Genomic DNA, 26261 nt, shown 5'->3' on the forward strand with positions numbered 1-26261 from the left:
CGCCGTTGCAGGCATCACCGGAGCATCGCAGTTGAATCACCAGCGCGTCACCATTGAACAGATCGGCGAATTCGACGAGATCGTCGACGTACGAACGCCGCTCGAATTTGCCGAGGACCACGTTCCCGGCGCGATCAACGCGCCCGTGCTCAGCAACGAGGAGCGCGTGATCGTCGGGACCATGTACAAGGACTCGCCCTTCGAGGCGACGCGCGTGGGCGCGGCCATGGTGGCGCGCAATATCGCCATGCATCTCGACACGCTGTTCGCCGACCGTCCGCGCAACTGGCGCCCGCTCATCTACTGCTGGCGCGGCGGCAAGCGTTCCGGCTCGATGACGGCGTGGTTCAACATGATCGGCTGGCGCGCGCGTCAACTGGACGGCGGATACAAGGCGTACCGGCATACGGTCGTAGAGGCGCTCGGCACGTTGCCCGAAGGGTTTCGCTATATCGTGCTGGCCGGGCCGACCGGCAGCGGCAAGACGCGCCTGTTGAAGGCGCTAGGACAAGCCAACGCGCAGATGCTCGATCTCGAAGGGCTCGCCGCGCATCGCGGTTCGTTGCTGGGTGCGCTGCCCGAGCGGGCGCAGCCGTCACAGAAGTCGTTCGATACGGCGCTCGTGCAGACGCTGCGCGGCTTCGACGCCACGCGCCCCGTGTTTGTCGAGGCCGAGAGCCGGCGCATCGGCGTCATCACGCTACCGCCCGCGCTCGTCGAACGTCTGCACGCCGCGCCTTGTGTCGTACTCGACGTCGCGCGCAACGAACGTATCGACTTGCTGCTCGAGGAGTACGGGCACTTGTTCGACGAACGCACCTATTTCCGCGAGCAACTGAACAAGCTCACGCCGCTGCACGGGCGCGAGCGTATCGAATCGTGGTGCAAGCTGCTCGACGAAGATCGACGGGCGGAGCTTTACGAGACGCTCGTCGCGCAGCACTACGATCCCGCCTACACGCGCAGCACGCGGCGCAACTTCGCGAAGCTGGAAAAATCGCCGCACTTCGCGTTCCAGCCGATGACGGGCGACACGCTCGTGCAAGCCCGCACGCTGCTCGCGCGGCTGGAGGAAACGTCGTACGCCGCGGAACCTGCGTGCAGCGAAGCCGAAGCGCCTCGCGCCGTCTGACGCATCCCCTTCCCCTGCGCGGACTTCGCATCCAGCGCGCGCCGCGATGACTTAGCGCGAGTACATCGCGTTCCAGTCTTCAGGCGAAACCGTGGCGCGGCCGCCCGATTGCGAGGCGTTCGCCACGCCGCCGTAGCTGCTGTTTGCGCCATTCAACGCGGCGACCTTCGCCTGGGCGGCCTGGATCGCTTCGGGATAGTGGGCGTTGTCGCCATCGCCAACGCGGTAGCCCACCTGCTGAAGCTGCACGAGTTCGGCGCGCACCTGGGCGCGCGTGATGGTCGAGTGCGACTGCGCGAACGAAGCGGTAGGCAGAGCGGCAGCGGCAAGAACGGCGGCGACGGCGACGGCTTGAATCAGGGACTTCATGGAAACGACCTCCAGTTGGATCAGGCGGTCGACGTGCGACGGTATGTGCATGCGACCGATGTATGCATCGTATGCCCACGACTCCCTAGGGTTAACCCCTAGAATCCTAAGGCACTGTTCCAATTCGAGGTAAAGTCCGCGCGATCCGGCACCGAAGGGCGCCGTCGGCGTTAGCGCGATTAGCGGCGCGGCGTGGCGGGTTGAGTCAATGAGACGGTGTGTTGAAGCTGCGCGGGCAGATCGGGCTCCCAAGCTTCGAGATCCTGAGTCGGGTAAAGGCCGAACGCGTAGATCACCCGCTTGAGACGGCTCACGAAGTTGGGCCGCGGCACGTTGGGAAGCATGCCCGGCGCGGCGTCGGCCGTGCGGGCCATGTAGTTGTACTTGAAATCGCGCTGCGTCACGCCCCACTTCAGGAGGAATTCGCGGCCGCCGCGATTGCGGCGTATGCGTCCCGTCGTACGGCAGCCGAAATGGTAGATGCGGCTCGCGCCAATCGAGCGGAACGTGCGGCAGCCGACCAGCCAGAGTTTCATCAGGAAGTCATCGTCGCTGCTCATGCCCGGCCCGAACTCGATGCTATAGCCACCCACGCGCAGCCAAAGCTCGCGGCTCACGAGCGTCGGCTGCAGCGCGATGCCGTTGCGGTCGGCCGTGTTCATCTTCGCGGCGAACTCGAGCAGCCCCGCCTCGTTGAAATCGGCAGGACCCGTGCCGAAGTGGGCGACCGTCACGAGGCCGTTGCCGGTGTCGGTCGGCTCGATGATCTGCGAGGCGAGATAGGCAGGCGCCTCGCCGATTTCGCGCAGTGCGTCGACGAAGGCCGAATCCCAACCGGGCGTGCAGAACATGTCGTCGTTCATGAACAGGATCCACTCCGTCGTGGCGAGGCGCGCCACGTCGTTCACGGCGAGGCATACACCCACGTTCCCCTTGCTCCACGTATGGCGGATGCCCTGTTCACGGACCCAGTCGAGCGTGCCGTCGCTGCCGTCGTTGACGTGCACGAGAATCTCGTGCTCGAACGAAGAATGGCGCCGGATGCTGTCGACGCACATCTTGAGGTACGGCAGGTTATTCCAGGTCGGGATCAGAATACTGAACATGAAGGTTTGCCCTAGAAAGGGTCAGATTTGGCATCCGTGCGTTCCGTGCTCGCCGCGAGAACGGTCAGCACGGACGCGTGGAAAATGGGTTCTCTCATAATGTCCTGACTACGCGGCTTTTTGGGTGCGAAGCATGACGAGAAACGCGATATTGTACGCATACATTCTTCTTACCCGAACCCGCCGCGGAAGTTCGTATCCCGCAGTGCCCGGCAATTCAGCCGCCCCTAATTCTTCGTAAAGCGCGCAGGCCACTATCGTGTGATAATAAGAGGTTATCTTGAAGACCAAGTAGACCCGTGTTTCAGCAGACCAACTCAAACACTTCGTGGGTTTCGCCGGCAAGCTGGCTCGATCGGACCGTTTCCCGGTCCTGCATGATCCCCTATGCGGGCGTGCCTTACGAGCCGGAGCCATTTCTTCGCAGCACCAGCCGCATCAAGATCGCGAAGAAATACCTGCACAAGCAGTTTCTCCTGAGGGCGCACCGCCAGATGCGCCTCGAACAGGCGCATCTGGCCTCTTCGCAGCGAATCCTGTGGGTCTACGCCAAACGCAACTTCGGCGACGCGACGATGGACATGGCCGGCCGCGCCCTGCTCAAGGACCCCGGCATGCGCATCGATCTGCTCGCGCTGCCGTCGCTGGCGCCGCTATTCAGCGAAGACGACGTGTTCGGCAAGGTCTACGGCGACCCGGACGAAGTCGATGCGAGCCGCTACGACGCGATCCTGCTCTCCGAGTACAACCTGCCCTCGATTCGCATCAAGACCCGGCACTTCGCGAAGCTGCCGTTCGCGGGCCTGTTCCGTTACTTCAACGGCCCCGACCGCAACCAGACCCGCTTCAGCTTCGCGAGCGTCAACGACGTGTTTTCGCTCGGCCACGACGCCGACACGCTCGCCGCAATCAGCAAGCCCTATCTCGCCAGCAAGCCTGCAACGCGCGAGTCAGTTCGCGGCCTCCTGCCGGCGCGTCCGTTCATCGCGATCGCGGCGGGTGGCGTGGACCCCGATCGTACCTACAACCGCTGGCCCGAAGTCGTCGAATTGCTGAACAAGTACGACCACGCGAGCGCCGCGAAGGAAATCGTCGTGCTCGGCTCGGACAATGGCACGCAAATCGCGGAACACTTGTGCGCGAGCGCGCCCGCCAACGTGCACATCCGCTCGCTGACCGGCAAGCTCGCGTTCCTTCAGGCACGCGAGATCGTGGCGCACGCCGAGCTGTTCGTGGGCGCGGACGGCGGCCTCATGCACGTCGCCCACACCACGCAAACGCCCAGCGTCTCGCTGTTCAGGCATCAAGAGCCGCCGTATCTGCGCTTGACCGAAGCCTGCCGATCCATCGGCCTGCAGGGCAGCGGCAACGTGGACACCATCCCGCCCGCGCAAGTCGTTGGCGCGATGCTGCGCCAACTCGCCGCTCGCGCTCCCGCGACAGCGCCCGCCGCCGCCTGATCACCCCAAACATATAGCGGCTCAGGCCCATGCCGCGCGCCGGCGCGCCTTCATGTGCGCAGCGCGACTGAACTCGCGCGCCGCGTCATCGCCCTGAAGGATCAGGCAGCGCTCTGCTGATACTGGATCTTGTGCAGGTGCGCGTACACGCCGCCCTTCTCAAGCAGCTGCTGGTGCGTGCCGGATTCGACGATATGGCCGCCATCCATCACGAGGATGCGGTTCGCGCGCTCGATCGTCGACAGGCGGTGCGCGATCACGAGCGTCGTGCGCCCGCGCATCAGCGTTTCCAGCGCCGCCTGCACGTGGCGCTCCGACTCCGAATCGAGTGCCGAGGTCGCCTCGTCGAGAATCAGGATCGGCGCATCCTTGTAGATCGCACGGGCGATCGCCAGGCGCTGGCGCTGGCCACCCGAGAACTTCATGCCGTTATCGCCGATCAGCGTGTCCATGCCCTCGGGCAGCGCCGAAATCGTCTCCCACAGGTTCGCGGCGCGCAGCGCGCGCTCCACGCGCTCGCGGTCGGCGGTCTGGCCATAGGCGACGTTGTTCGCGACCGTGTCGTTGAACAACACCACGTCCTGGCTCACCATCGCGATCTGGTTGCGCAGCGCATGCACGTCGTAATCGGCGATCGACACGCCGTCGACCATCACCTGGCCGCCGCTCGGATCGAAAAAGCGCGGCAACAGATTCACGAGCGTGGTCTTGCCGCTGCCGGACGGGCCGGCGAGCGCCACCATTTCACCGGGGTTGATGCGGAACGACACATGGTCGAGCGTCACGCGATGGCTCGCCCCATAAGCGAACGACACGTCGCGGAACTCCACCTCGCCGCGCGCGCGTTCGAGCGGCAAGCCGCCGCCCGCGGGCTCGGGCGGCTCGTCGATCAGCCCGAAGATCAGCTCGGCCGCGGTCATGCCGCGCTGCAGCGGCTGATTCACGTCGATCAGGTGCTTGAGCGGCGAGATCACGAGCAGCATCGACGTGACGAACGCCACGAAGCCGCCAACCGTCGTCTGGTCGTTCGAGGCCTGGACAACGGCAATGGTGATGACGATCGCCAGCGCGATCGAAGCGAGGAACTGCGTGAGCGGCTGCGCGAGCCCGCCCGACACCGTCATGCGCATCTGGTAGCCGCGCAGGCGGCGGCTCATTTCGCCGAAGCGCTCCCTTTCGTAGCGCTCGCCGTTGTGAACCTTGACGACCTTGTAGCCGCCGACCGTCTCCTCGACGATATAGGACAGGTCGTTTGTGAGCATCTGATGCTCGCGGTTCAGCCGGCGCAGACGCCGGTTGATCTTGCTGACGAGCCAGCCGATAGCCGGCAGCAGCACCGCGACGATCAGCGTGAGCCGCCAGTTCAGATAGAACAGGTAGCCGAGCAGGAAGACCACCGTGAGCGAGTCGCGCACGAGCGTGACGAGCACGCCGAGCAGCACGCCGAGAATCTGGTTGACCTCGAACACGATCGCGTTGATGACCGTACTCGCGGTTTCGCGCTGAAAGAAGCCGACGCTCGCGTGAATCATGCGCTCGAACATCTTGAGCCGCAGCGCCAGCAGCACGCGGTTCGACACGTACTGCAGCAAGTAACCGGACGCGTATTGCGCGAGGCCGCGCACGAGCGCCAGCCCGATGACGGCGGTGGGCACCAGCCACTTCGCTTTCGCATCGCCGCGCGTGCCGAAGCCGTGATCGAGCAGTGGCTTGAGCAGCGCGGGAATGCCGGCTTCGGTGGCGGCCACCACGGCCATCGCGAGCACGCCTGCAAGGAGCACCCACATAAGCGGCTTCACATACGGCCACAGCCGCCGACCAATCACGATCGGCGACGACTTGGTGTCGGAGCCGATCGGCTTGCTCAAGGTTGATCTCTCGCCCAAAATTTCCTCGAAAAAAATGCGGGTAGTCTGCCCGCCCCCCGGCAAACAGGTACGCCATTGTAAACGTTCGGCCCAGGAGGCGATGTATCCGCCCGGCCGGGGTCGGCGCCCGAGCGGTTTCGTAGCCACCGGTGTTTTTGTATATACTCAGCGATTCGGCTTCGGGGCACGAACGCGCGCGCAGCAGGCGTCAGCGCGATCTCTTCGAACGCGAGGCCGGCTCCAGCCGGCCTTCCCACCCTCTTCACCTTGTTCCAGCCATCGCGAGCCAGCGCCGATGAACGACAGCGCCAAACCCGATGCGATCAGTGTCATCGTCATCGTCAAAAACGAAGCACACGATATTCGGGACTGCCTTGCTTCCGTGCACGGCTGGGTCAACGAAATCGTCGTGCTCGATTCGGGCAGCACGGACGGCACCCAGGCCCTCTGCCGCGAGTTCGGCGCGACGGTCGTCGAAACCGACTGGCCCGGTTTCGGCCCGCAAAAGCAGCGCGCGCTCGACGCCGCCCGCGGCCCGTGGATTCTCTCGCTCGACGCCGACGAACGCGTTTCCGCCCTCCTTCGCGACGAGATTCTCGCAAGCGTGAAGACGAAGGGCGCCGACCTGTTCCGCGTGCCTCGCCAATCGAACTACTGCGGCAAGTGGATCCGTCATTCCGGCTGGTCGCCCGACTACGTGACGCGGCTCTTTCGCCGCGACGCGGCGCGCTTCTCGAACGATCTCGTGCACGAACGCGTGATCGCCGCGCCCGAGGCGCGCGTCGGCACGCTCGCTCAGGCGCTGATTCACTACAGCTTCCGCGACTTCTCCGAAGTGCTCGGGAAAATCGACAGCTATTCGACCTACGGCGCGACCCAGGGCGCGGCGCGCGGCAAGCGCGGCGGCCTGCGCAAGGCGCTGCTGCACGGCTTCTGGTCTTTTGTGCGCAGCTGGATCATTCAGCGCGGCTTTCTCGACGGCAAGATGGGCTTCGTGCTGGCGATCTCCAACGCCGAAGGCACCTACTACCGCTACCTGAAGCTCATGCTCCTCGAGACACAGCAGTCCGCCGCCGCAAAAGCCCGCGACGCCGCACCGGAGAGCCGATGAGCGCGCGTCGCGACATGCTGATTTCGGTGATCGTCAGCACCTATAACCGGCCCGATGCGCTCGAACGTGTGCTGGCCAGCCTGAACGCGCAGTCCGACACGCACCATGAAATCATCGTCGCCGACGACGGCTCGGCCGATGCGACCCGCGCAACCGTAGAGCGCTGCGCGGCGTCGAGTCCGGTGCGCATGGAGCACGTGTGGCACCCGGACGTCGGCTTTCGCCTCGCCGAAATCCGCAACAAGGGCATCGTGGAGGCTCGCGGCGATTACCTGATCTTTCTCGACGGCGACTGCGTCGCGCAGCACGATTTCGTTGCGCGCCATCGGCAGCTCGCAAGCGAACACGCCATCATCACCGGCAGCCGCATCCTGCTCGACGAAACGCTCACGCAGCAGGCGATCGCGCAGACGATCCCGCTTGCGGACCAGGGCTTCGGCTTCTGGATGCAGCAACGCCTCGCCGGCCACGTCAACAAGATCGCGCCCCTCTTCGTCAAGCTGCCGGATCGCAAGTGGCGCGTGATCGAGCAGTTCAAGTGGCGCGGCATCAAGGGCTGCAACATGAGCGCCTGGCGCAGCGACATCGAGCGCGTGAACGGGTTCGACACCAGCTTCACCGGCTGGGGGCACGAGGACGCCGATTTCGTGGCCCGGCTCGCCAATTGCGGCGTGCACCGCAAGCTCGGCGCCTATGCCACGGAAATCTTTCACCTGTGGCACCGCGAGCAACCGCGCGCGCAGGCAAGCTCCAATGAGGAAAGGGTCAAGGTGCGTATCGCGGACGGTACCGTGCGCGCCGAACGCGGTCTGGCCGAACTCGCGAGTTAACCGGGCGTTTCGCCGAACGACGCGACGGCGTGGCAGCGCGAAAACTGCCATGCCGCCCGCCGCCCGATCCCGTCAGTACACGATCTCGATTTCACTGCCCGCGAACTCGCCACGCAGCGCGGCGAGCAGGTCGTCGGTGGGCTTGACGCGCCAGGCGTCGCCCAGACGCACTTCGCCTTCCGCCCGATCGTTGCGATAGGCGATCTGCACCGCGAGCCCGTTCGGAATGACCGCTTGCGCGCGCTCGCCGCGATCGCGCCCGAAGCCGCCACGGCCGCGCGTTTCCGTGGCAGGAGCCGGCAGCGAGTCGTCGAGCTTCGCGCGATACGCTTCGAGCACCGTGCGCAGCGCGCCGGCATCGGCATTGCCGTTCATCTGCAGCTTCACGGCTTGCGCATAGCGGCTACGCGCGCGCTCCAGATCCATCACGGTATCCACGGTGAAGCGAATGCCGCCCGTGAACGCGTCATTGCGCGCCCCGCCCTGCACGACGAGCAACTCGTCTTCCTTGAAGAGCGCCTTGTGCGCCTCGAACTGCTCGTTGAAGACCGTCACTTCGCACTGGCCGGTGCCGTCGTCGAGCAGCGCGATCAGCATTTTGCCGCGCTGGGTCATTTGCGTGCGCAACGACGCGATCACGCCCGCGATCAGCTTGTCGCGCCCTTCCTTCAGCTCGCCGATCTTCTGGCGCACGAAGCGGCGCACTTCGTCCTTGTAGGCGTCGAACAGGTGGCCCGAGAGGTAGAAGCCCAGCGCCGCCTTCTCTTCCTGGAGCTTGCGCTTCTCGCCCCACGCCGGCTCGTCCACCAGTTCGTGCGCGGCGAGCGGCGCGTCGCCCATATCGAAGAGGCCGGCCTGCATGGCGTTGGCGCTCGCCTGGTCGGCGGCTTCCATCGCCATCGGCACGGACGCGAGCAACTGTGCACGGTTCGCGTGAATCGTGTCGAACGCGCCGGCGCGGATCATCGCTTCGATGGTGCGGCGATTCACGAGACGACGGTCGATGCGCTCGCAGAAGTCGAACAGGTCCTTGAACGGACCGCCCTCTTCACGCGCACGCAAGATTTCTTCGATGGCGTTCTGGCCGCTGCCCTTGATCGCGCCGAGACCGTAGCGGATCGTGCGCGAGCGCTTGCCTTCGGCCACGCTGGCGTCGGCCACCGGCTCGAAGCGGTACGCCGAGGCATTCACGTCCGGCGGCAGCACGACCATCTTGTTGGTCAGGCAGTCCTCGAAGAGGATCTTCACCTTGTCGGTGTCGTCCATGGCGAGCGACATATTCGCCGCCATGAATTCCGCCGGATGGTGCGCCTTGAGCCACGCTGTGTGATACGCGAGGAGCGCGTAAGCGGCGGCATGCGACTTGTTGAAGCCGTAGCCCGCGAACTTCTCCATCAAGTCGAAGGTCTCGTCCGCCTTCTCGCGCGTGAGGCCATTCTTCGCCGCGCCTTCCGCGAAGATCTCGCGGTGCTGGGCCATTTCCTCGGGCTTCTTCTTGCCCATCGCGCGACGCAGCAAGTCCGCGCCGCCGAGCGAGTAGCCGCCGATGATCTGCGCCATCTGCATCACCTGCTCCTGGTAGACCATAATGCCGTAGGTCTCTTTCAGAACAGGTTCGACACGCGGATCGGGATACTCCACCACTTCGCGGCCGTGCTTACGCGCGCAGAAGCTCGGGATCAGGTCCATCGGGCCCGGACGATACAAGGCCACGAGCGCGATGATGTCCTCGAAGCGGTCAGGTTGCGCGTCCTTGAGCATGCCCTGCATGCCGCGGCTTTCCAGCTGGAACACGGCGACCGTATTCGCTTTCTTGAGGATCTGGAACGACGGTGCGTCGTCGAGCGGCACCTGGGCGAGCGACCAGTCCTTTTTCGACGGATCGAGCATGCGGATATAGCGCTCGGCCCAGTCGAGAATCGTGAGCGTGGTCAGACCCAGAAAGTCGAACTTCACGAGGCCGACGGCTTCCACGTCGTCCTTGTCGTACTGGCTCACGACGCCGCTTTCGTCGCCCTGCGTGTAGAGCGGGCAGAAGTCGGTGAGCTTGCCCGGTGCAATTAGCACGCCGCCCGCATGCATGCCGACGTTACGCGTGAGACCTTCCACGAGCTGCGCGAGGTCGAGCAGCTGGTGCACTTCGTCTTCGTTGTCGTAGCGCTCCTGCAGGAGCGGCTCTTCCTTCATCGCGTCGGCGATGGTGACGTGCTTGCCCGGCTTGAACGGAATCAGCTTGGCCACGCCGTCGGTGAAGTTGTAGCCGAGATCGAGCACGCGGCCGATGTCGCGCACCGCGGCCTTCGCGGCCATGGTGCCGAAGGTGGCGATCTGCGACACCGCGTCGGCGCCGTACTTCTCCTTCACGTACTGAATGACGCGGTCGCGCCCGTGCTGGCAGAAGTCGATGTCGAAGTCGGGCATCGACACGCGTTCCGGATTCAGGAAGCGCTCGAACAGCAGGTTGTAGCGCAGCGGATCGAGATCGGTAATGCCGAGCGCGTACGCGACCAGCGAGCCCGCGCCCGAACCCCGGCCCGGCCCCACCGGCACGCCGTTGTTTTTCGCCCAGTTGATGAAGTCCGCAACGATCAGGAAGTAGCCCGGAAAGCCCATCTTGATGATGGTCCCGCACTCGAATTCGAGCCGCTCGTTGTAGCGCGCGCGTTCCTGCTCGCGTTCGGCTTCGTCCGGATACAGCTGCACGAGGCGCTTTTCGAGACCTTCTCTCGAAAGCTGCACGAGATAGTCGTCGAGCGAGAGGCCGTCCGGCGTCGGGAACAGCGGCAGCTTCGGCTTGCCGAGTTCGAGCGTGAGATTGCAGCGCCTCGCGATTTCGATGGTGTTCGCGATCGCCGAAGGAATGTCCGCGAACAGCGCGGCCATTTCTTCCTGCGTGCGAAAACGCTGATCGGTCGTGAAGCGCTTCTGGCGGCGCGGATTCGCGAGGATGTCGCCTTCCGAGATGCACACGCGCGCTTCGTGCGCGGTGTATTCCTCGTCGGTCATGAACTGCATGGGGTGCGTGGCGACCACCGGCAGCTTCAGTTGCGACGCGAGCGCCACCGCCTGCCCGACATACTGCTCGCCGCCGGGCTGACCGCAGCGCTGCAACTCGATGTAATACGCGTTCGGAAACAGCTTCGCCCAGCGCTGCGCATGGCGCTTCGCGCTTTCCGCATTGCCCGCCGCGAGCGCGAGACCCACATCGCCCTGTTGCGCACCCGAGATCGCGAGCAGGCCCTCGGCCAGCCCTTCTTCGAGCCACGCGACGTCGACTTCCGCGCGGCCGCGATACTGGTTCGTGAGCCACGCCTTGGAAAGCAGCTCGCACAAATTCAGGTAGCCGCGCTTGTTCTTCACCAGCAGCAGTAGGCGCGACGGCTTGTCGCGGTCGGCGGGATTCGCGATCCAGACGTCGCAGCCGGCGATGGGTTTGACCCCTTTGCCGCGGGCTTCGGTGTAGAAACGGACGAGGCCGAATGCGTTACCGAGGTCGGTGAGCGCGAGCGCGCCCTGGCCGTCTTTGGCCGCCGCCTTGACGAGGTCGTCGAGGCGCACGATGCCGTCGGCAATCGAGAATTCGGAGTGGACGCGGAGATGGACGAAGCGGGGATCTGACATGGCCGTCATTGTACCTTCAGGGGCACGCGATTTTCGGCGCACGCTCGCATGAGCAAGTGATGTTGGCCGGGGCGGCCCAACCGCTCTGGCCAGGACCTTGCGCGGGCGCAGGGCCGCCGCACGGCATGACGATTACGCCGCAGGCGGCGCGAGTCGCGATTGAGGGATAATAACGGATTGCGCCCGCCGCGCGCCCTGCCCCAGTTCCGTTTGCGGGGGACCCGCAGTTCGGACCCGACGTTGACGGGCAGCATGCGCGCCCGGCTCCGGTTTCACGCGCCTTTTTGTGGCGCCTTTCCAGTTGCACCATGCGTATCCTCAATCTTTCCGCTTACCAGTTCGCCACGCTCGACAAGGCCGCCGAGTGGCGTCCGCTCGTGCTCGAGCGCTGCCAATCGCTCGATTTGCGGGGCACGATCCTGCTCGCGCCGGAAGGCATTAACCTGTTCGTTGCCGGCGATGAAGGCAACGTGCGCGCCTTCATGGACTACATCAACCACGATCCGCTCTTCGAGGGCAAGTTCGCGACGCTGCGGTTCAAGGAAAGTCTCTCCGAAACGCGGCCCTTCAACCGCATGCTCGTGCGCCTGAAGCGCGAGATCATCACGATGAAGAAGCCCGCGATCCGCCCCGAGGAAGGCCGCGCGCCTTCCGTCGCGCCCGTCGTGCTCAAGGAGTGGCTCGACCGCGGCTTCGACGACGCAGGCCGCCCGGTTGTCATGCTCGACACGCGCAATGCGTTCGAAATCGACGTCGGCACGTTCGACAAGGCGCTCGACTACCGCATCGACAAGTTCAGCCAATTCCCCGGGGTGATCGAGGCGAACCGCGCCGACCTCGAAGGCAAGACGGTCGTGTCGTTCTGCACGGGCGGCATTCGCTGCGAAAAGGCGGCCATCCACATGAAGGAAGTGGGCATCGAGCACGTGTACCAGCTCGAGGGCGGCATTCTCAAATACTTCGAGGAAGTGGGCGGCGCGCATTACAACGGCGACTGCTTCGTGTTCGACCAGCGCACCGCGCTCAATCCGCAGCTCGAACCGACGGACACCGTGCAGTGCTTCGCGTGCCGCGCCGTCGTGACGCCGCAAGAGCAGGCTTCGCCGCTTTACGTAGCGGGCAAGAGCTGCCCGGCGTGCCATCCGGAGCGCGCGAGCGCGACGGATGCAGCAGCTCAGGCTGCCGCTTAAGCCGCGCGCGTGAGCGCAACGCCGCAAGGGTATCGCGGGCGCTTCGCGCCCTCGCCCACTGGCCCGCTGCACTTCGGCTCGCTCGTTTCGGCGCTCGCGAGCTGGCTCGACGCGCGAGCGCATGGCGGCGTGTGGCTCGTGCGCGTGGAGGACATCGACGGCCCGCGCACGGTGCCGGGTGCAGTCGAGGACATTCTCGCGACGCTTGCGGCCTTCGGCTTTCACGCCGACGAACCACCCGAATGGCAGAGCCGCCGCATCGATCTGTACCGCGCGGCGCTCGACCGGCTGATCGCCTTAGGCCACGTCTACCCGTGCGGCTGCACACGCAAGGAAATCGCCGATTCGCAACTGCGCGCGCACCAGCGCAACACCACGCTGATCTATCCGGGTACCTGCCGCAACGGCCTGCACGGCAAGCCCGCACGCGCATGGCGGCTGCGCGTGCCTGACCTGGAAGCTGCGGGCGAACCCCACGCCGAAGCTGCCGGCGTGCACGCCAATCCCGCACTGATCCGCTTCGACGACCGCTGGCAAGGCGCGCAGCACCAGAACCTCGCAACCGAAGTCGGCGATTTCGTGCTGCTGCGCGCGGACGGTCAATGGGCCTACCAGCTGGCCGTCGTCGTGGACGACGCCGACCAGCGCATCACGCACGTGGTGCGCGGCGCGGACCTGCTCGACTCGACGGCGCGGCAAATCTGGCTCCAGCAGTGTCTCGGCGTGCCGACGCCCGCGTATCTGCATGTGCCGGTCGTCAGGAACGCGGAGGGAGAAAAGCTCTCGAAGCAGACCGGGGCGCAGGCGCTCGATGCGTCACGCCCTCTGGAAGCGCTGATGGCCGCGGCGCGGCACCTGGGCCTCGATTTGCACGATCCCGCGCCCGCGACGCTCGCAGCGTTCCAGTTCGACGCGATCGATGCGTGGAAGCGGCGGCTCGCGCAATTGCCGGCCGCATAAGCAAAAACGGCATGCCGCCCGGAGCGACATGCCGTTTTTCTCTGCGCCGCGCGAATCTCTCGCGCTCGAACTCAGCTCGACGAAGACGACGTCGGCTTGTTGCGCCACGACGACCCGAGGCCGCCCAGCAGCGCCGCGAGCGGCTGCTTCGACTGCTGTTTTTGCGGCGCGGCGTTCGCGGGATTGTCTTCCGCCTTGCTGCGCGCACTCGCCGAGGGCTCGTAGGGCTTCAGGAAAAAGTCGTCGATCGGCTGCGAACGATGATGATGCGGGCGCTCGAACGACGCCGCCCGGCGGTGCGTGCCGCGCTCGCCACGCTCGCCGCGGCCTTCGCGGCTTTCATGCCCGTCGCGCTCGCGGCGGCGGGCGCCACCCTCGTGATGCGGCACCGGCACGTCGACCACGAGGCGCTCGACAGTCAGCGGACGCTTGATGAGCTTCTCGATATCGGCGAGCTGCTTCTTCTCGTTCGGGCTGCACAGCGAAAGCGCGTCACCCGAGGCGCCCGCACGGCCCGTGCGGCCGATACGGTGCACGTAGTCTTCGGCGTTGAAAGGCAGGTCGAAGTTGATGACAGCGGGCAGCTCGACAATGTCGAGGCCGCGCGCAGCCACGTCGGTCGCCACGAGCGCTTCGATTTCGCCGCGCTTGAAGGCGTCGAGCGCCTGCATGCGCTCGCCCTGCGTGCGGTCGCCGTGGATCGCGGACGCGACGATGCCCTGCTTTTCGATCTGGCGCGCGAGGCGGCTCGCGCCGATCTTGCTGTTGCAGAACACGATCACCTGCTTCAGGCCCCGGTCGCGAATCAGCTGAACGACCGCGCCGGTCTTGTCGCCCTCGGCGACTTCGTACACCACCTGGGTGACGTTGGTCGCGGTGGAGTTGCTGCGCGCCACCTCAATGGTCTGCGGCGTGCGCAGATAGGTCGCGGCAAGTTTCTTGATCTCACCCGAGAACGTGGCCGAGAACAGCAGCGTCTGGCGCTCCTTCGGCAGCAGGTTCAGGATGCGCTGCAGGTCGGGCAGGAAACCCATGTCGAGCATGCGGTCGGCTTCGTCGAGCACGAGCATCTGCACCTGACCCAGGTTCGTGGTCTTTTGCTGCACGTGGTCGAGCAGGCGGCCAGGCGTCGCAATCAGGATTTCCACGCCGCGGCGCAGCTCGTCGGACTGCGGATTCATGTCGACGCCGCCGAACACCACCGCGCTGCGCAGCGGCGTGTGCTGCGCGTAGGTGCGCACGTTGTTGGCGACCTGGTCGGCCAGCTCGCGCGTCGGCGTGAGAATCAACGCACGCACCGGATGGCGGGCGGGCGAAGCGCTCGTGCTCGCCATCGGCAGGAGGCGTTGCAGGATCGGCAGCGAGAAGCTCGCCGTCTTGCCCGTGCCCGTTTGCGCGGCGCCCATCACGTCGCGGCCCGTGAGCACCACGGGAATCGCCTCCGCCTGGATCGGCGTGGGCGTCGTGTAGCCCTGCTCCTTGACGGCCCTGAGAATTTCGGGGGCCAGACCAAACTGGTCAAAGTTCGCAGTGCTGGGCGTGACGGCTGTGTCGGACATGGTGGCTTCGCTATAAAGGCGCTATTCGCGCAAGGCGCGGGAGCGCCTCAAATGGTCACTGCTGGGCATTGCAGGTCGATGCAAAGGCGCCGGACAACACGTCAGGCGCCCTCCTGCGACGGGCGGAACACACGCCCGCGAGGGCTTCCCGGCAAACGGATGGCCCGGGATGGCCCGTGGACGACGAGACAATCTGCCGGGGACGGGGCGCTGGCTGCATCGCCGCGCTCGCTCGGGTTCAACCCAGCCAGACTCGCTCGATTCCAGATGGTTCCGGCGCCGTCCTCGTCTATTGACTGGCGTGCGCACCGGATATGTTAAAACGGCTCGATCGGCTTTTTCAGGCCGATCCAGCAAGCCTCGGGGCGGCTTGCCGCCTGCTCGCTGCCGTTCTGGCCGCCCTTTGCGGCAGGCGCAAAGGGCCGAAAGGCCGGTATTGTAGCACCTTGGCATAAATCCCTATGGCAGCGGGCCATGCGTTCTGCAACATGGCGCACGAGGAAAACCCGCGCGCCATGCGGCGACGCATCGCACCCTTTTTCCGCCAGCCCGCTGCTCACCACTCACCACGTCTCGCGCATCACCATCAGCCGCAGTTCGGTCATATCCTCGATCGCGTAGCGTACGCCCTCGCGCCCGAGGCCCGAGTCCTTCACGCCGCCGTACGGCATGTTATCGACGCGAAATGACGGAATGTCGTTGATCACCACGCCGCCCACGTCGAGCCCGTCCCACGCGCGATGCGCGTTGGCGAGCGAATCCGTGAACACGCCCGCCTGCAGGCCGAAATCGCTGTCGTTGACGATCTCGAGCGCACGGCCGAAGTCGTCGAAACGCTCCAGGATCGCGACCGGCCCGAACGCCTCCTTGCGATAGAGGTCGGTGTCGCGGCGCACGTCTTCGAGCAGTGTGGCCTCGAACATCGCGCCGTCCACCTTGCCGCCCGCGACGATCTTCGCACCCTCGAGCACCGCGCTCTCCATCCAGCCCGCGAGGCGCTTCGACTCGGACTCGGAGATCATCGGCCCGACGAAGGTCGTCTCGTCCTTCGGGTCGCCCATCTTGAGCGTCTTGACCTTGGCGATGAGCTTCTCGCGCAGCGCGTCGTAAATCGACGCGTGCACGAGAATGCGCTGCACGCCGATGCAGCTCTGTCCCGACTGGTAGTACGCGCCGAACGCCAGGCGCTCGACCACGTAATCGAGCTTGCCGCCCTGATCGCCGTCGACGATGGCCGCCGCATTGCCGCCCAGTTCCAGCACCACCTTCTTCTTCCCGGCCTTCTTCTTGAGGTCCCAGCCCACCGCGGGCGAGCCTGTGAACGAGAGCAGCTTGAAGCGCTCGTCGGTGGTGAAGAGGTCGGCGCCGTCGCGGTGCGCGGGCAGGATCGAGAACGCGCCCTTGGGCAGGTCGGTTTCCGCCAGCACCTCGCCGATGATGAGCGCCCCCACCGGCGTGCGGCTCGCGGGCTTCAGCACGAACGGCACGCCTGCGGCGAGCGCCGGCGCGACTTTGTGCGCAGCCAGATTGAGCGGGAAATTGAACGGCGAGATGAACGAGCACGGCCCGATCGGCACACGCTTCACGTAGCCGTGATAGCCCTTCGCGCGCGCGGAAATCTCGAGATTCACGATCTCGCCATCGATGCGCACGCTCTCTTCGGCGGCCACGCGGAACGTGTCGATCAGGCGCGTGGCCTCGCCGCGCGAGTCGTTGATCGGCTTGCCCGCCTCGATGCACAGCGCCATCGCCAGTTCGTCGAAGTGCTCGCGAAAACGCGCCACGCAATGATCGATCACGGCCTGGCGCTTGTACGGTGGAAACGCGCGCATGGCGGGCATGGCGGCTTCGGCTGCCGCGATGGCTTTGTCGATCGCTTTCGCGTCGGCGAGCGCGACGCGCGTGGCGACTTCGCCGCTGTATTTATCGGTGACTTCGAGGTCGGTGTTGGCGGCGACGGCCTCATTGGCCAGATAGTACGGATAAGTCGGTTTGAGCATGACGGGTTCTCCGTAAGTGCGGCGTCAAAGCTGCGCGCTCAGGCGCTTGATGTCGCGATTGAGCACGCGCTCGTTGTCCGAATAGTCGATGGGCACGTCGATCACATGCACGCCCGGAAGCGCCAGGCACTGCTCGACGAGCGGCTTGAGTTGGTCCGCCGAGCCCACGCGGTGTCCATGCGCGCCGTAGCTCTGCGCATAGTCGACGAAATCGGGGTTCTGCAGCGTCATCCCGTAATCGGGGAAATTCATGTTCTCCTGCTTCCAGCGGATCATGCCGAACGCGTCGTCGCGCAACAGCAGCACGACGAGATCGAGCTTCAGGCGCACCGCCGTCTCCAGCTCCTGCGAATTCATCATGAAACCGCCGTCGCCGCACACCGCCACGACCTTGCGCTGCGGATGCACGATCTTCGTGGCGATGGCCGAGGGCAGCCCCGCACCCATCGAGGCGAGCGCGTTGTCGAGCAGGATCGAATTGGGCTCGCGCGCGCGGTAGTAGCGCGCGAACCAGATCTTGTACATGCCGTTGTCGAGGCACAGAATGCCGTCCTCGGGCATCGCGCCGTACACGTCGTGCACGAGCCGCACCGGATACATGGGAAAGCGCTCGTCGTGCTGGCCTTTGGCGAGATGCGCCTCGAAATGGCGCTTGATCTCCTCGAAGCGCGCGAAGTCCCACGCGTGCTCGCGCGGTTTCAGGCTTTCCTTGAGCTGCCACACGGCGTTGGCGATGTCGCCCACCACCTCGATCTGCGGGAAATACACGGGGTCGACTTCCGCGCCGAGAAAATTCACGTGGATGACGGTTTTCTCTTCCGCGCTGCGCATGAAGAACGGTGGCTTTTCGATCACGTCGTGGCCGACGTTGATGATGCAGTCGGCGTGCTCGATCGCGCGGTGCACGAAGTCGCCGTCCGACAGCGTGGCGTTGCCGAGCCAGAGCGGATGCGACTCGTCGATCACGCCCTTGCCCATCTGCGTGGTGAAGAACGGGATGCCGGTTTCGTCGACGAACTCGCGCAGCACGTTGCGCGTGGTTTTGCGATTGCCCCCCGCGCCGATCATGAGAAGCGGATGGCGCGCCTTGCAGATCGCCCCGACCGCGTGCGCGACGGCCTTTTCCTCGGCCACGGGCCGGCGGCTGAAGCTCTTGGGAATGGGCTTGCCGTCGCCTTCCTCGTCGGCCACATCTTCGGGCAGTTCGAGATGCACGGCGCCGGGCCGCTCCTGCTCGGCCTGGCGAAACGCCTCGCGCACGAGCGCCGGAATATTGCCGATGGAGACGATCTGACGCGCGTACTTGGTGAGCGGCTCCATCATGCGCACCACGTCGACAATCTGGAAGTGGCCCTGCTTGCTCGACTTGATGGGCTTCTGGCCCGTGACCATCAGCATGGGCATGCCGCCCAGCTGCGCATAGGCCGCGGCGGTCACGAAGTTGGTGGCGCCGGGGCCGAGCGTGGCCAGACACACGCCGGTGCGGCCCGTCAGCCGTCCGTAAGTGGCGGCCATGAAGCCCGCGGCCTGCTCGTGGCGCGTGACGATCAGACGAATCTTCGAGCGCCGCAGCGATTCGAGCAGATCGAGGTTCTCTTCCCCTGGAATACCGAACACATAATCGACGCCTTCGGCTTCGAGCGCCTTCACGAACAGATCCGATGCTTTCATCGACCACCTCGCTGACAAGCGCTTGGCCGACGGCGCGGGCGGCAGCCGACCTTCGCGAACAGGCCGACAGGTTACTCCCGCCAGGCGGAATGTGTCGTGAAGCGTGCGTTCGGCGTTAGCGCATGATCGTCGCGCAGCCCGAGAGCACCGGCTTCGGACTCGCGTCTGACGTCACGTCGTAGAGATCCGCGCCAGGGCCCTTGGTCCACCACGTGTAGCGGTCGGCGACGTACTTCACGCCCGAGGCCGCGATCACACCGACGAAAAGGAGCTTGCGGCCCGCCACGGGCACGAGCGCGAAGCTCTGGCCGTTGGCCGCGTTGAGATAGGTGACCTTGAAGGTCTTGCTGTTGGCGCAGGTGTAGCTGAACGTGTGGCGCGACTGCACCTGGATGTCACGCACTTCGAGCGGGGTCGCCGCATTTGCCGCATATGCGGCGCCCACGTGCAGCGCGGCGGCGAGACCGCACGCAGCCGCCAGCCGGATTGCACCGCTTCGAGCATCGATCATTGTGTTCTCCGTGGGTTGCGTTGGCGTTGCGCCGGCCCCGCGCCGCACGCTCACTGTGCCGCGTCGCCCGGCACCGGACGCACCGCCGCGGCCGCTTCGCGGGCGCGCGAGCGGGCCTCGTCGGTGTCGGCGCCCGTGGCGAGCGCGACGCCCATGCGGCGCTTCACGAAGCTCTCGGGCTTGCCGAAGAGGCGCAAATCCGCGCCCGGCACGGCCAGCGCTTGTGCAATGCCTTCGAACGCGATGCCGCGCGCGTCCATGCCGCCGTAGATCACGGCCGAGGCGCCCGGACCGCGCGCCGTCGTATCGACGGGCAGGCCGAGAATCGCGCGCGCGTGCAGTTCGAACTCGGAGAAGCGCTGCGACGCCAGCGTGACGAGCCCCGTGTCGTGGGGGCGCGGGCTCACTTCCGAGAACCACACCTTGTCGCCGCGCACGAACAGCTCGACGCCGAAGAGACCGCGCCCGCCCAGCGCCTCGGTCACCTTGTGCGAGATTTCGCGCGAGCGCTCGAGCGCCTTCGCGCTCATCGGCTGCGGCTGCCACGATTCGACGTAGTCGCCGTCCACCTGGAGGTGGCCGATCGGATCGCAGAAATACGTTTGCACCTGGCCGCTGGCCGGGTCGATGGCGCGCACGGTGAGCTGCGTGATTTCATAGTCGAAGTTGATGAAGCCCTCGACGATCACGCGCCCGCGGTTCACGCGGCCGCCCGCCAGCGCATATTCCCAGGCGCGCGCGACGTCGGCGTCGCTGCGCACGACCGACTGCCCCTTGCCCGACGACGACATCACCGGCTTCACCACGCACGGATAGCCGACCTTGGCGACGCCCGCCTTCAGCTCGTCGAGCGAATCGGCAAACGCATAGGGCGAGGTGGCGAGGCCGAGTTCCTCGGCGGCGAGGCGGCGGATGCCCTCGCGGTTCATCGTGAGCTGCGCGGCGCGCGCAGTAGGGATCACCTCGGCGACACCCTCGGCCTCGACGGCGGCGAGCGCGTCGGTGGCGATCGCTTCGATTTCGGGCACGACGAGATGCGGGCGTTCCGCTTCGATGAGCGCGCGCAGCGCTTTGGGATCGGCCATGTCGATCACATGCGCGCGGTGCGCGACCTGATGGCCGGGCGCGTTTTCGTAACGATCGACGGCGATTACCTCAACGCCGAGACGTTGCAGCGCGATGATCACTTCCTTGCCCAGCTCGCCCGCGCCGAGCAGCATGACACGGGTAGCGGAAGCGGAAAGCGGCGTGCCGATGCGGGGGCGGGTTTGCATGATGTCTCCAGAATGACGGTATGGCGCAAATGCGTAAGAGCGCCGATGTTAACACGCGGACTTGCCGTGGCGAGGCGCTCTGGGCCGTGGCCGGCCGCCCGCTTCAGGCGCGGCGTACGCACGTTTGCGCTCGCATGCTGCAGCGCGGTGCGTTACGCTTACGCCTTCGTCGATTACGAGGAACGATGCGATGCCTAATAGCCAGACGGCGAGCCAGACGCCGAGCCAGGCACCGAGCCAGGCACCGAGCCAGAGTCCGCGCGTGAAGATGCGCCTGCGCCCTGCCCGAGGCGTATTCGCGCGAAAACTGGCCTCGCGCACGGCGATGCTCGCTGCGGCCCTGCTGGTGTGCGCGTGCAAGCTGCCCGTGCATACGGACGCCTCCGCGCCGCTACCCGATCCGTTCAACCCCGCCACGACGCAGCTGCTCGACAACACGCACTGGCAGCTCGCGGAATGGAAGCGCGCCGACGGCACGATGCGCGCCCTGCCGGGCCGCAACGCCGATGCCGGCAACACCGAAAGCCCCGACGCTCGCCCGATCACGCTCGACCTCTCGACCGAGAGCGGCCAGCGCCGCGCAAGCGGCTTCTCGGGCTGCAACCGCTATTTCGGCGCCTATACGCTCAAGAACGGCCTGCTCTCGTTCAGCCAGCTCGGCGGCACGCGCATGGCGTGCATAGGCGCGGGCGGCGATATCGAGGGCGCTTATCTGGAAGCGCTCTCGCATATCGCGCGCTCGGGCGTGCAGATGCGCCATCCGCAATCGCTCTTTCTCGTGCTCGAAAACGGCGACCGCCTGACGTTCGGCGAGCAGGGTGCCGAGCCGGCCCCGACGCCCGCCTCCGAAGCCAAACCGGCGCAGTGAACGCTGCGCGCATGAGCCGCCGCGCCCTTGCCCGGCGCGGCGCTTTTTTTGTTGCGCGCGAACCAAAGCGGCGCGCGCAAGGTCCTTGGCGTGTCGGGCGCACAACGCCTGCCGTGCCGCGCGCAACACCGCCCTCAAGTGGATGGCGGCGCGCAGGGGCCGAGCGGTTACACTCCACACGTCGCACACCTTCTCTACGTACATCTTCGGCATGCACACGGTAGTTCCTGGCTGGTTCGGCGTTTCGGCCGTCTGGTTCATCCCTCTGATCTGGCGTCTCGTCAAGTCCGTGCTGCCGGGCGGCGCGGGCCTGCGCGGCCCGGGCACGATCCGGCTCTGGCTCGGCTTCGTCGGCGTGCTCGTGGCGAGCTGCGCGCTCGAGGCGACGCTTATCGACATCGCCGGTTTCGACGCGCTCGGCCACGCGCTTTCGGGCGGGCTCGGCAAGCTCATCGGCCACGTGGCCGCGCCGCTCGCGATGACGGCGCTCTTCCTCGTGAGCTTGCCGTGGCTGCTCGACTTCCATTGGCGCGAATTCCTCGCCTGGGCCGATATCTCGCTCGGGCTCGGCCTGAACATCCGCGCCGCGCGTGAGACCGAAGACAGCCCGCGCCGCGAACGGCGCAGCCGCCGCGCCGCGGCCGAAGAGGGACTTCCCGCGCATAGCGCCGCCACCTTCAATCCGCCGATGCCTGGCGACAGCGCGCGACGCAAACGGCCGACGATCTGGCGCCCGCCGGCGCGTGACGCGCGCGAGGGTCGCGATAACCCGCGCACAGCCGGCGCGATGGCCACGGGATTCGGCGCAGCGTCGGCCGCTGCCACCGCACAGGACGCGTTTGCGGATCCTGCGTCGTGTCGTGCCGAACCGGGCTTCCGTGGTCCCGCCGATCCCTCCGCGGCATGGGCGCGCACCGAGCCGACCGCGGCCGCCGACTGGCTGCGCGGCACGCGTGCGCCGGTGCAAACGCCGCCTGCGGGTGCGTCGCGGGCAGCGATGGAGGCGCCGCGCGCGCCGTTGCCGCCAGGCGCGCCGCTCGGCGACGCGCGCCGCCAGCCGGCGCGCGGTGCGAGCGCGGTGCAGGACGTGGCGGGTATGCACGGGGCGCAGGGCGTCCCTGCGCAGCCCAATGCGCCGTGGCGGGCAGAGACGGCGCACACGCGGCCGGCCATGGCCGCCGCGATGACGGGCGCGGGTGCGCGCACGGCTTCGGCCTCGGCGGCGGTGCACGGCGCGCCGCTCGCGGCCGGCGCCGCCGCAGCCGCGGCCGCCGCGCGCAGTGCCGCGTTCGGCACGATGCCGGCACCGCTCGATCCGCTGACTTCGCCGTTCGCACAACCCGTCATGCCGCGCCGCACGACACCGCCGCCCGCGGCGGGCAGCACGGCAGCACGCGCTGCGGCCGCCGCGCCGCCGCGCGTCGCGAAGCCGCCGAAACCGTACGTCTGGCAGGGGCAGCCCGCGCGCGTGAGCCCTCGCCCGCCCATGGGTGCGCCGCGCACGGCGCCGTTCGGCTCGCATCCGGCCGAAACGCCGCCCGCGACGCCCGCCTACTCGCGCCCCGCGCCCACCAGTGCGCCGCAGGCGGAGGCGCCGCTCTCGATGAGCGTGCTCGAAACGTTGCGCTCGATCGAAGAGAATGCCGCACGCTGGACGACGCTCGCCGGCGCGAGCCTCGCACGCCGCACCCTGGACGAAGCGGGCGCGCTCGCGGGCGAGGAACAAACGCACGGGCAATTCCCGAGCGCATCGCCGGACCTCGCGACGGCGGCGCTGCCGGTGACGTTTTCGGGCGGGTCGCTGGAAACGACGTCCGCACCGGTCACGCAGCTGGACGGTGGCTACGTTGCGTCAAACCCGGGTGTGCAATCGTTCGAGGAAGCGCACGCCGCACCGCAACCGGGCGACACGACGACAGACGCGACGCCAGCTACGCACGCCGCCCCCTACCCTGCTGCGGCTCAGAGCCCGGTATCGTCCGAGCCGAATTGGGTCAGCGCCGGCTACACGACTGCGCCGACTGCCTGGCAATCGATGCCGGCCCACGCGGTCGAAGCCACGCAAAACGCCTCGAGCGAGGCGATACACCTCGAGCCTATGCAAGCGGCGGCGGAGGAAGCTGCAACGCCCTCGCCGTGGCCAACGCTGGATCACGGCATGCCGTGGATCCTGCTTGACGACGAACCGTCGGCCGCCGCCCCCGCCGAGACGCACGCCGCCGAACCGTTCTTCACGTTCAGCCCATCGACGGTGCAAGAGCAGGCACCTGCGCCGGCCGTAGCGGTTTCTCCTGTTGTGGCAAGCGCGCCAGCGCCCGCAGCGACGCAAACGCCGGTTGCAGCAAGCGCGCAGGCCGAGCAACCCGCTCCGGCCGAATCGCACGAATCGCACGATGCGCACGAAGCACACGACCAGCTCGACACATCGGCCGCGTCGAACATCGTGCACTTCCCCCGCGTTGCCCGCGAGGCGCAACCCGACGCCACCGCAACGCCAGCTCAGCACGCAGTGCCCGTTAGCGAGCAACCGCTCGAAGCAAGCACCCGCGCCGACGTAGTGGTCGATCCGGCGTCGACGCCGGCCCGCGACGAATCGGCGTACGGCACGTACGGCAGTACGTTCGAAACCTCTGCGCGCGCCACGCCTGCACATGTCGCGCCGACGGTTGCGCACGCGGCTCCCGCGACACCTTTCGACGCAGCGCCATCGCCTGTGGCCGAGCAGAAGGCGAGCGAGTCTTTCGCGCCCGTCGCGCGCAGCGAATCCGCCGGCGTCGACGAGCACCCCGCGTCGATGGATGAAGGGCAAGGCGTTGCGAAAGAAGCCGCTGAGGCCTTGCCGGCACCCGGCGCGCCGGCAACCCAGGCAGCGGCTTTCGAGGCGACGCCCCTGCCCGCAGCGCAAGCGCGCGCACCCGCAGCAACGCCGCCGTGGGTTGCCGAATCGCAGCCGGAAAGCCGTCCCGCAGTTGCCGAGGCCACGCTCACGCCGAATCGCGCGCAGCCCGCGACGTCGATCGCCGCCCCGATTGCGGCGCCCTACCCCGCCATCGCGACCGAGCCGAGCGCCGCGAAGCCCGACTTCGAGTCCGTATCAGAAGCCATCGAAGCCCCCGAAGCGGTCGAAGCCCCCGAGCCCGCAGTCCAGCGCGCTCCCGTGCGCGGCCACGCGCCCACGTCCTTCGTGTTCGAGCCGCTCAGCGCATCGACAGTCGAACTGCCCGGGCTCGATCTGCTCGAGCGCGCATCGTCCGAGATCGAGCCTGTCTCCGAGCAGAAGCTCGCCGAAACGAGTCAGCTCATCGAGCAGCGTCTCCAGGAGTTCAAGGTCCCCGTGACGGTGGTCGGCGCCTCGGCGGGCCCGGTCATCACGCGCTTCGAAGTGGACCCCGCGCTCGGCGTGCGCGGCAGCCAGATCGTCGGCCTCATGAAGGATCTCTCGCGCGGCCTCGGCCTCACGTCGATCCGCGTGGTCGAAACGATCCCCGGCAAGACCTGCATGGGCCTCGAACTGCCGAACGCCCGCCGCCAGATGATCCGCCTCTCGGAGATCCTCGAATCGGCGCCGTACCATCGCTCGCAGTCGAAGCTCACGATCGCGATGGGCAAGGACATCGTCGGCCATCCGATCGTCACCGATCTCGCCAAGGCGCCGCACATGCTCGTGGCGGGCACAACCGGTTCGGGCAAGTCGGTCGCGATCAACGCGATGATCCTGTCGCTCCTCTACAAGGCGACGCCAGAGGACGTGCGGCTCATCATGATCGATCCGAAGATGCTCGAGCTTTCCGTGTACGAAGGCATTCCGCATCTGCTCGCGCCGGTCGTGACCGACATGAAGCTCGCCGCCAACGCGCTCAACTGGTGCGTGGGCGAAATGGAGAAGCGCTACCGGCTGATGTCGGCGGTGGGCGTGCGCAATCTCGCGGGCTTCAACCAGAAGATCCGCGACGCCGAAGCGAACGAAAAGAAGATCGGCAACCCGTTCTCGCTCACGCCGGAAGCCCCCGAGCCGCTCTCGCCGCTGCCGATGATCGTGGTCGTGATCGACGAACTCGCCGACCTCATGATGGTCGCGGGCAAGAAGATCGAAGAATTGATCGCGCGTCTCGCCCAGAAGGCGCGCGCCGCCGGCATCCACCTGATTCTCGCGACCCAGCGACCTTCGGTGGACGTCATCACGGGTCTCATCAAGGCGAATATTCCGACGCGGGTGGCGTTCCAGGTGTCGTCGAAGATCGACTCGCGCACGATTCTCGACCAAATGGGCGCCGAGTCGCTGCTCGGCCAGGGCGACATGCTGTTCCTGCCGCCGGGCACGGGCTACCCGCAGCGCGTGCACGGCGCGTTCGTCGCCGACGAGGAAGTGCACGCCGTGGTGGAGTATCTGAAGCAGTTCGGCGAGCCCGAATACGTCGAAGGCATTCTCGACGGCCCGGCTGCCGAAGGCGCGCCGCAGGACCTGTTCGGCGACTCGCCCGACGCCGAAGCCGACCCGCTCTACGACGAGGCAGTCGCATTCGTCGTGCGTACGCGGCGCGCGTCGATCTCGTCGGTGCAGCGGCAACTGCGCATCGGCTACAACCGCGCCGCGCGTCTGGTCGAACAAATGGAAACGGCGGGACTCGTTTCGCCGATGGGCATCAACGGCAGCCGCGAAGTACTCGCGCCCGGCGGCGGCCAGGGCGAGTAAGGAAGAAGGTGCGCCTCGCGCCTTCTTGCGTCATCTCG

At 66.6% G+C, this 26261-nt stretch carries 17 protein-coding genes; 8 read left to right on the forward strand and 9 right to left on the reverse strand.

Going from position 1 to position 26261, the window contains the following annotated elements; all coding sequences use genetic code 11:
* The first annotated feature begins 31 nt into the window (after positions 1 to 31).
* The gene (mnmH, locus tag M3A49_RS20775; RefSeq protein WP_266230624.1) at positions 32 to 1132 is read left to right on the forward strand and encodes a tRNA 2-selenouridine(34) synthase MnmH; all 1101 of its coding nucleotides are present in this window, start codon (positions 32 to 34) and stop codon (positions 1130 to 1132) included.
* A 51-nt stretch (positions 1133 to 1183) separates the two neighbouring features.
* Here mnmH and M3A49_RS20780 read toward each other — a convergent pair whose 3' ends face one another.
* Positions 1184 to 1501: a DUF4148 domain-containing protein gene (locus M3A49_RS20780; protein ID WP_028205724.1), complete on the reverse strand. Its 318-nt coding sequence runs from the start codon at positions 1499 to 1501 to the stop codon at positions 1184 to 1186.
* A gap of 179 nt (positions 1502 to 1680) precedes the next feature.
* Positions 1681 to 2607: a glycosyltransferase family 2 protein gene (locus M3A49_RS20785; RefSeq protein ID WP_266230626.1), complete on the reverse strand. Its 927-nt coding sequence runs from the start codon at positions 2605 to 2607 to the stop codon at positions 1681 to 1683.
* A gap of 377 nt (positions 2608 to 2984) precedes the next feature.
* On the opposite strand from M3A49_RS20785, the gene M3A49_RS20790 reads away from it, so the two are divergent.
* Positions 2985 to 4067: a glycosyltransferase family 9 protein gene (locus M3A49_RS20790; protein ID WP_266230628.1), complete on the forward strand. Its 1083-nt coding sequence runs from the start codon at positions 2985 to 2987 to the stop codon at positions 4065 to 4067.
* A gap of 101 nt (positions 4068 to 4168) precedes the next feature.
* Here the strand turns inward: M3A49_RS20790 and msbA are convergent, their stop codons facing one another.
* Positions 4169 to 5953 (reverse strand): lipid A export permease/ATP-binding protein MsbA, encoded by a 1785-nt coding sequence (msbA, locus tag M3A49_RS20795; RefSeq protein ID WP_266230630.1) that lies wholly within the window; start codon positions 5951 to 5953, stop codon positions 4169 to 4171.
* A 277-nt stretch (positions 5954 to 6230) separates the two neighbouring features.
* Here msbA and M3A49_RS20800 point away from each other — a divergent pair, with 277 nt between their 5' ends.
* Positions 6231 to 7046, forward strand: coding sequence for a glycosyltransferase family 2 protein (locus M3A49_RS20800; RefSeq protein WP_266230632.1), 816 nt, complete (start codon positions 6231 to 6233; stop codon positions 7044 to 7046).
* Positions 7043 to 7876 carry a glycosyltransferase family 2 protein gene (locus M3A49_RS20805; protein ID WP_266230634.1) on the forward strand — a complete coding sequence of 278 codons (834 nt, stop codon included), beginning with the start codon at positions 7043 to 7045 and terminating at the stop codon, positions 7874 to 7876. Before M3A49_RS20800 ends, M3A49_RS20805 begins: the two co-directional genes overlap by 4 nt.
* A 72-nt stretch (positions 7877 to 7948) precedes the next feature.
* Here the strand turns inward: M3A49_RS20805 and dnaE are convergent, their stop codons facing one another.
* Positions 7949 to 11506 (reverse strand): DNA polymerase III subunit alpha, encoded by a 3558-nt coding sequence (gene dnaE / locus M3A49_RS20810; RefSeq protein ID WP_266230636.1) that lies wholly within the window; start codon positions 11504 to 11506, stop codon positions 7949 to 7951.
* A 299-nt stretch (positions 11507 to 11805) separates the two neighbouring features.
* Between dnaE and M3A49_RS20815 the strand changes: the two genes are divergently transcribed.
* Both M3A49_RS20815 and gluQRS read left to right on the forward strand, forming a co-directional pair.
* Entirely contained in the window at positions 11806 to 12687 is an 882-nt protein-coding gene (locus M3A49_RS20815) for a sulfurtransferase (RefSeq protein ID WP_266230638.1), read from the forward strand.
* A gap of 9 nt (positions 12688 to 12696) precedes the next feature.
* The gene (gene gluQRS / locus M3A49_RS20820; protein WP_266230640.1) at positions 12697 to 13647 is read left to right on the forward strand and encodes a tRNA glutamyl-Q(34) synthetase GluQRS; all 951 of its coding nucleotides are present in this window, start codon (positions 12697 to 12699) and stop codon (positions 13645 to 13647) included.
* Between the two features lie 71 nt (positions 13648 to 13718).
* On the opposite strand, the gene M3A49_RS20825 is transcribed toward gluQRS, so the two are convergent.
* The 5 genes from M3A49_RS20825 to purT all read right to left on the reverse strand — a co-directional run bounded on the left by M3A49_RS20825 (position 13719) and on the right by purT (position 20662).
* Positions 13719 to 15206, reverse strand: a complete 1488-nt coding sequence (locus M3A49_RS20825; RefSeq protein ID WP_266230642.1) for a DEAD/DEAH box helicase — start codon at positions 15204 to 15206, stop codon at positions 13719 to 13721.
* Positions 15207 to 15769: 563 nt separating this feature from the next.
* Positions 15770 to 17206 (reverse strand): aldehyde dehydrogenase family protein, encoded by a 1437-nt coding sequence (locus tag M3A49_RS20830; RefSeq protein ID WP_266230644.1) that lies wholly within the window; start codon positions 17204 to 17206, stop codon positions 15770 to 15772.
* Positions 17207 to 17230: 24 nt separating this feature from the next.
* Complete coding sequence (locus M3A49_RS20835; RefSeq protein ID WP_254355820.1) at positions 17231 to 18877, reverse strand: acetolactate synthase large subunit; 1647 nt, start codon at positions 18875 to 18877, stop codon at positions 17231 to 17233.
* 115 nt (positions 18878 to 18992) lie between these two features.
* Positions 18993 to 19388 (reverse strand): MliC family protein, encoded by a 396-nt coding sequence (locus tag M3A49_RS20840; protein WP_266230646.1) that lies wholly within the window; start codon positions 19386 to 19388, stop codon positions 18993 to 18995.
* Positions 19389 to 19438: 50 nt separating this feature from the next.
* Positions 19439 to 20662 carry a formate-dependent phosphoribosylglycinamide formyltransferase gene (purT, locus tag M3A49_RS20845; protein WP_266230648.1) on the reverse strand — a complete coding sequence of 408 codons (1224 nt, stop codon included), beginning with the start codon at positions 20660 to 20662 and terminating at the stop codon, positions 19439 to 19441.
* Positions 20663 to 20930: 268 nt separating this feature from the next.
* On the opposite strand from purT, the gene M3A49_RS20850 reads away from it, so the two are divergent.
* Positions 20931 to 21530 (forward strand): META domain-containing protein, encoded by a 600-nt coding sequence (locus M3A49_RS20850; RefSeq protein WP_266230701.1) that lies wholly within the window; start codon positions 20931 to 20933, stop codon positions 21528 to 21530.
* Positions 21531 to 21741: 211 nt separating this feature from the next.
* Positions 21742 to 26223 (forward strand): DNA translocase FtsK, encoded by a 4482-nt coding sequence (locus M3A49_RS42520; RefSeq protein ID WP_323183233.1) that lies wholly within the window; start codon positions 21742 to 21744, stop codon positions 26221 to 26223.
* Positions 26224 to 26261: the final 38 nt, after the last annotated feature.

The organism is Paraburkholderia sp. CNPSo 3076, from assembly GCF_026343935.1.
In the GTDB taxonomy this organism is placed as follows: domain Bacteria; phylum Pseudomonadota; class Gammaproteobacteria; order Burkholderiales; family Burkholderiaceae; genus Paraburkholderia; species Paraburkholderia nodosa.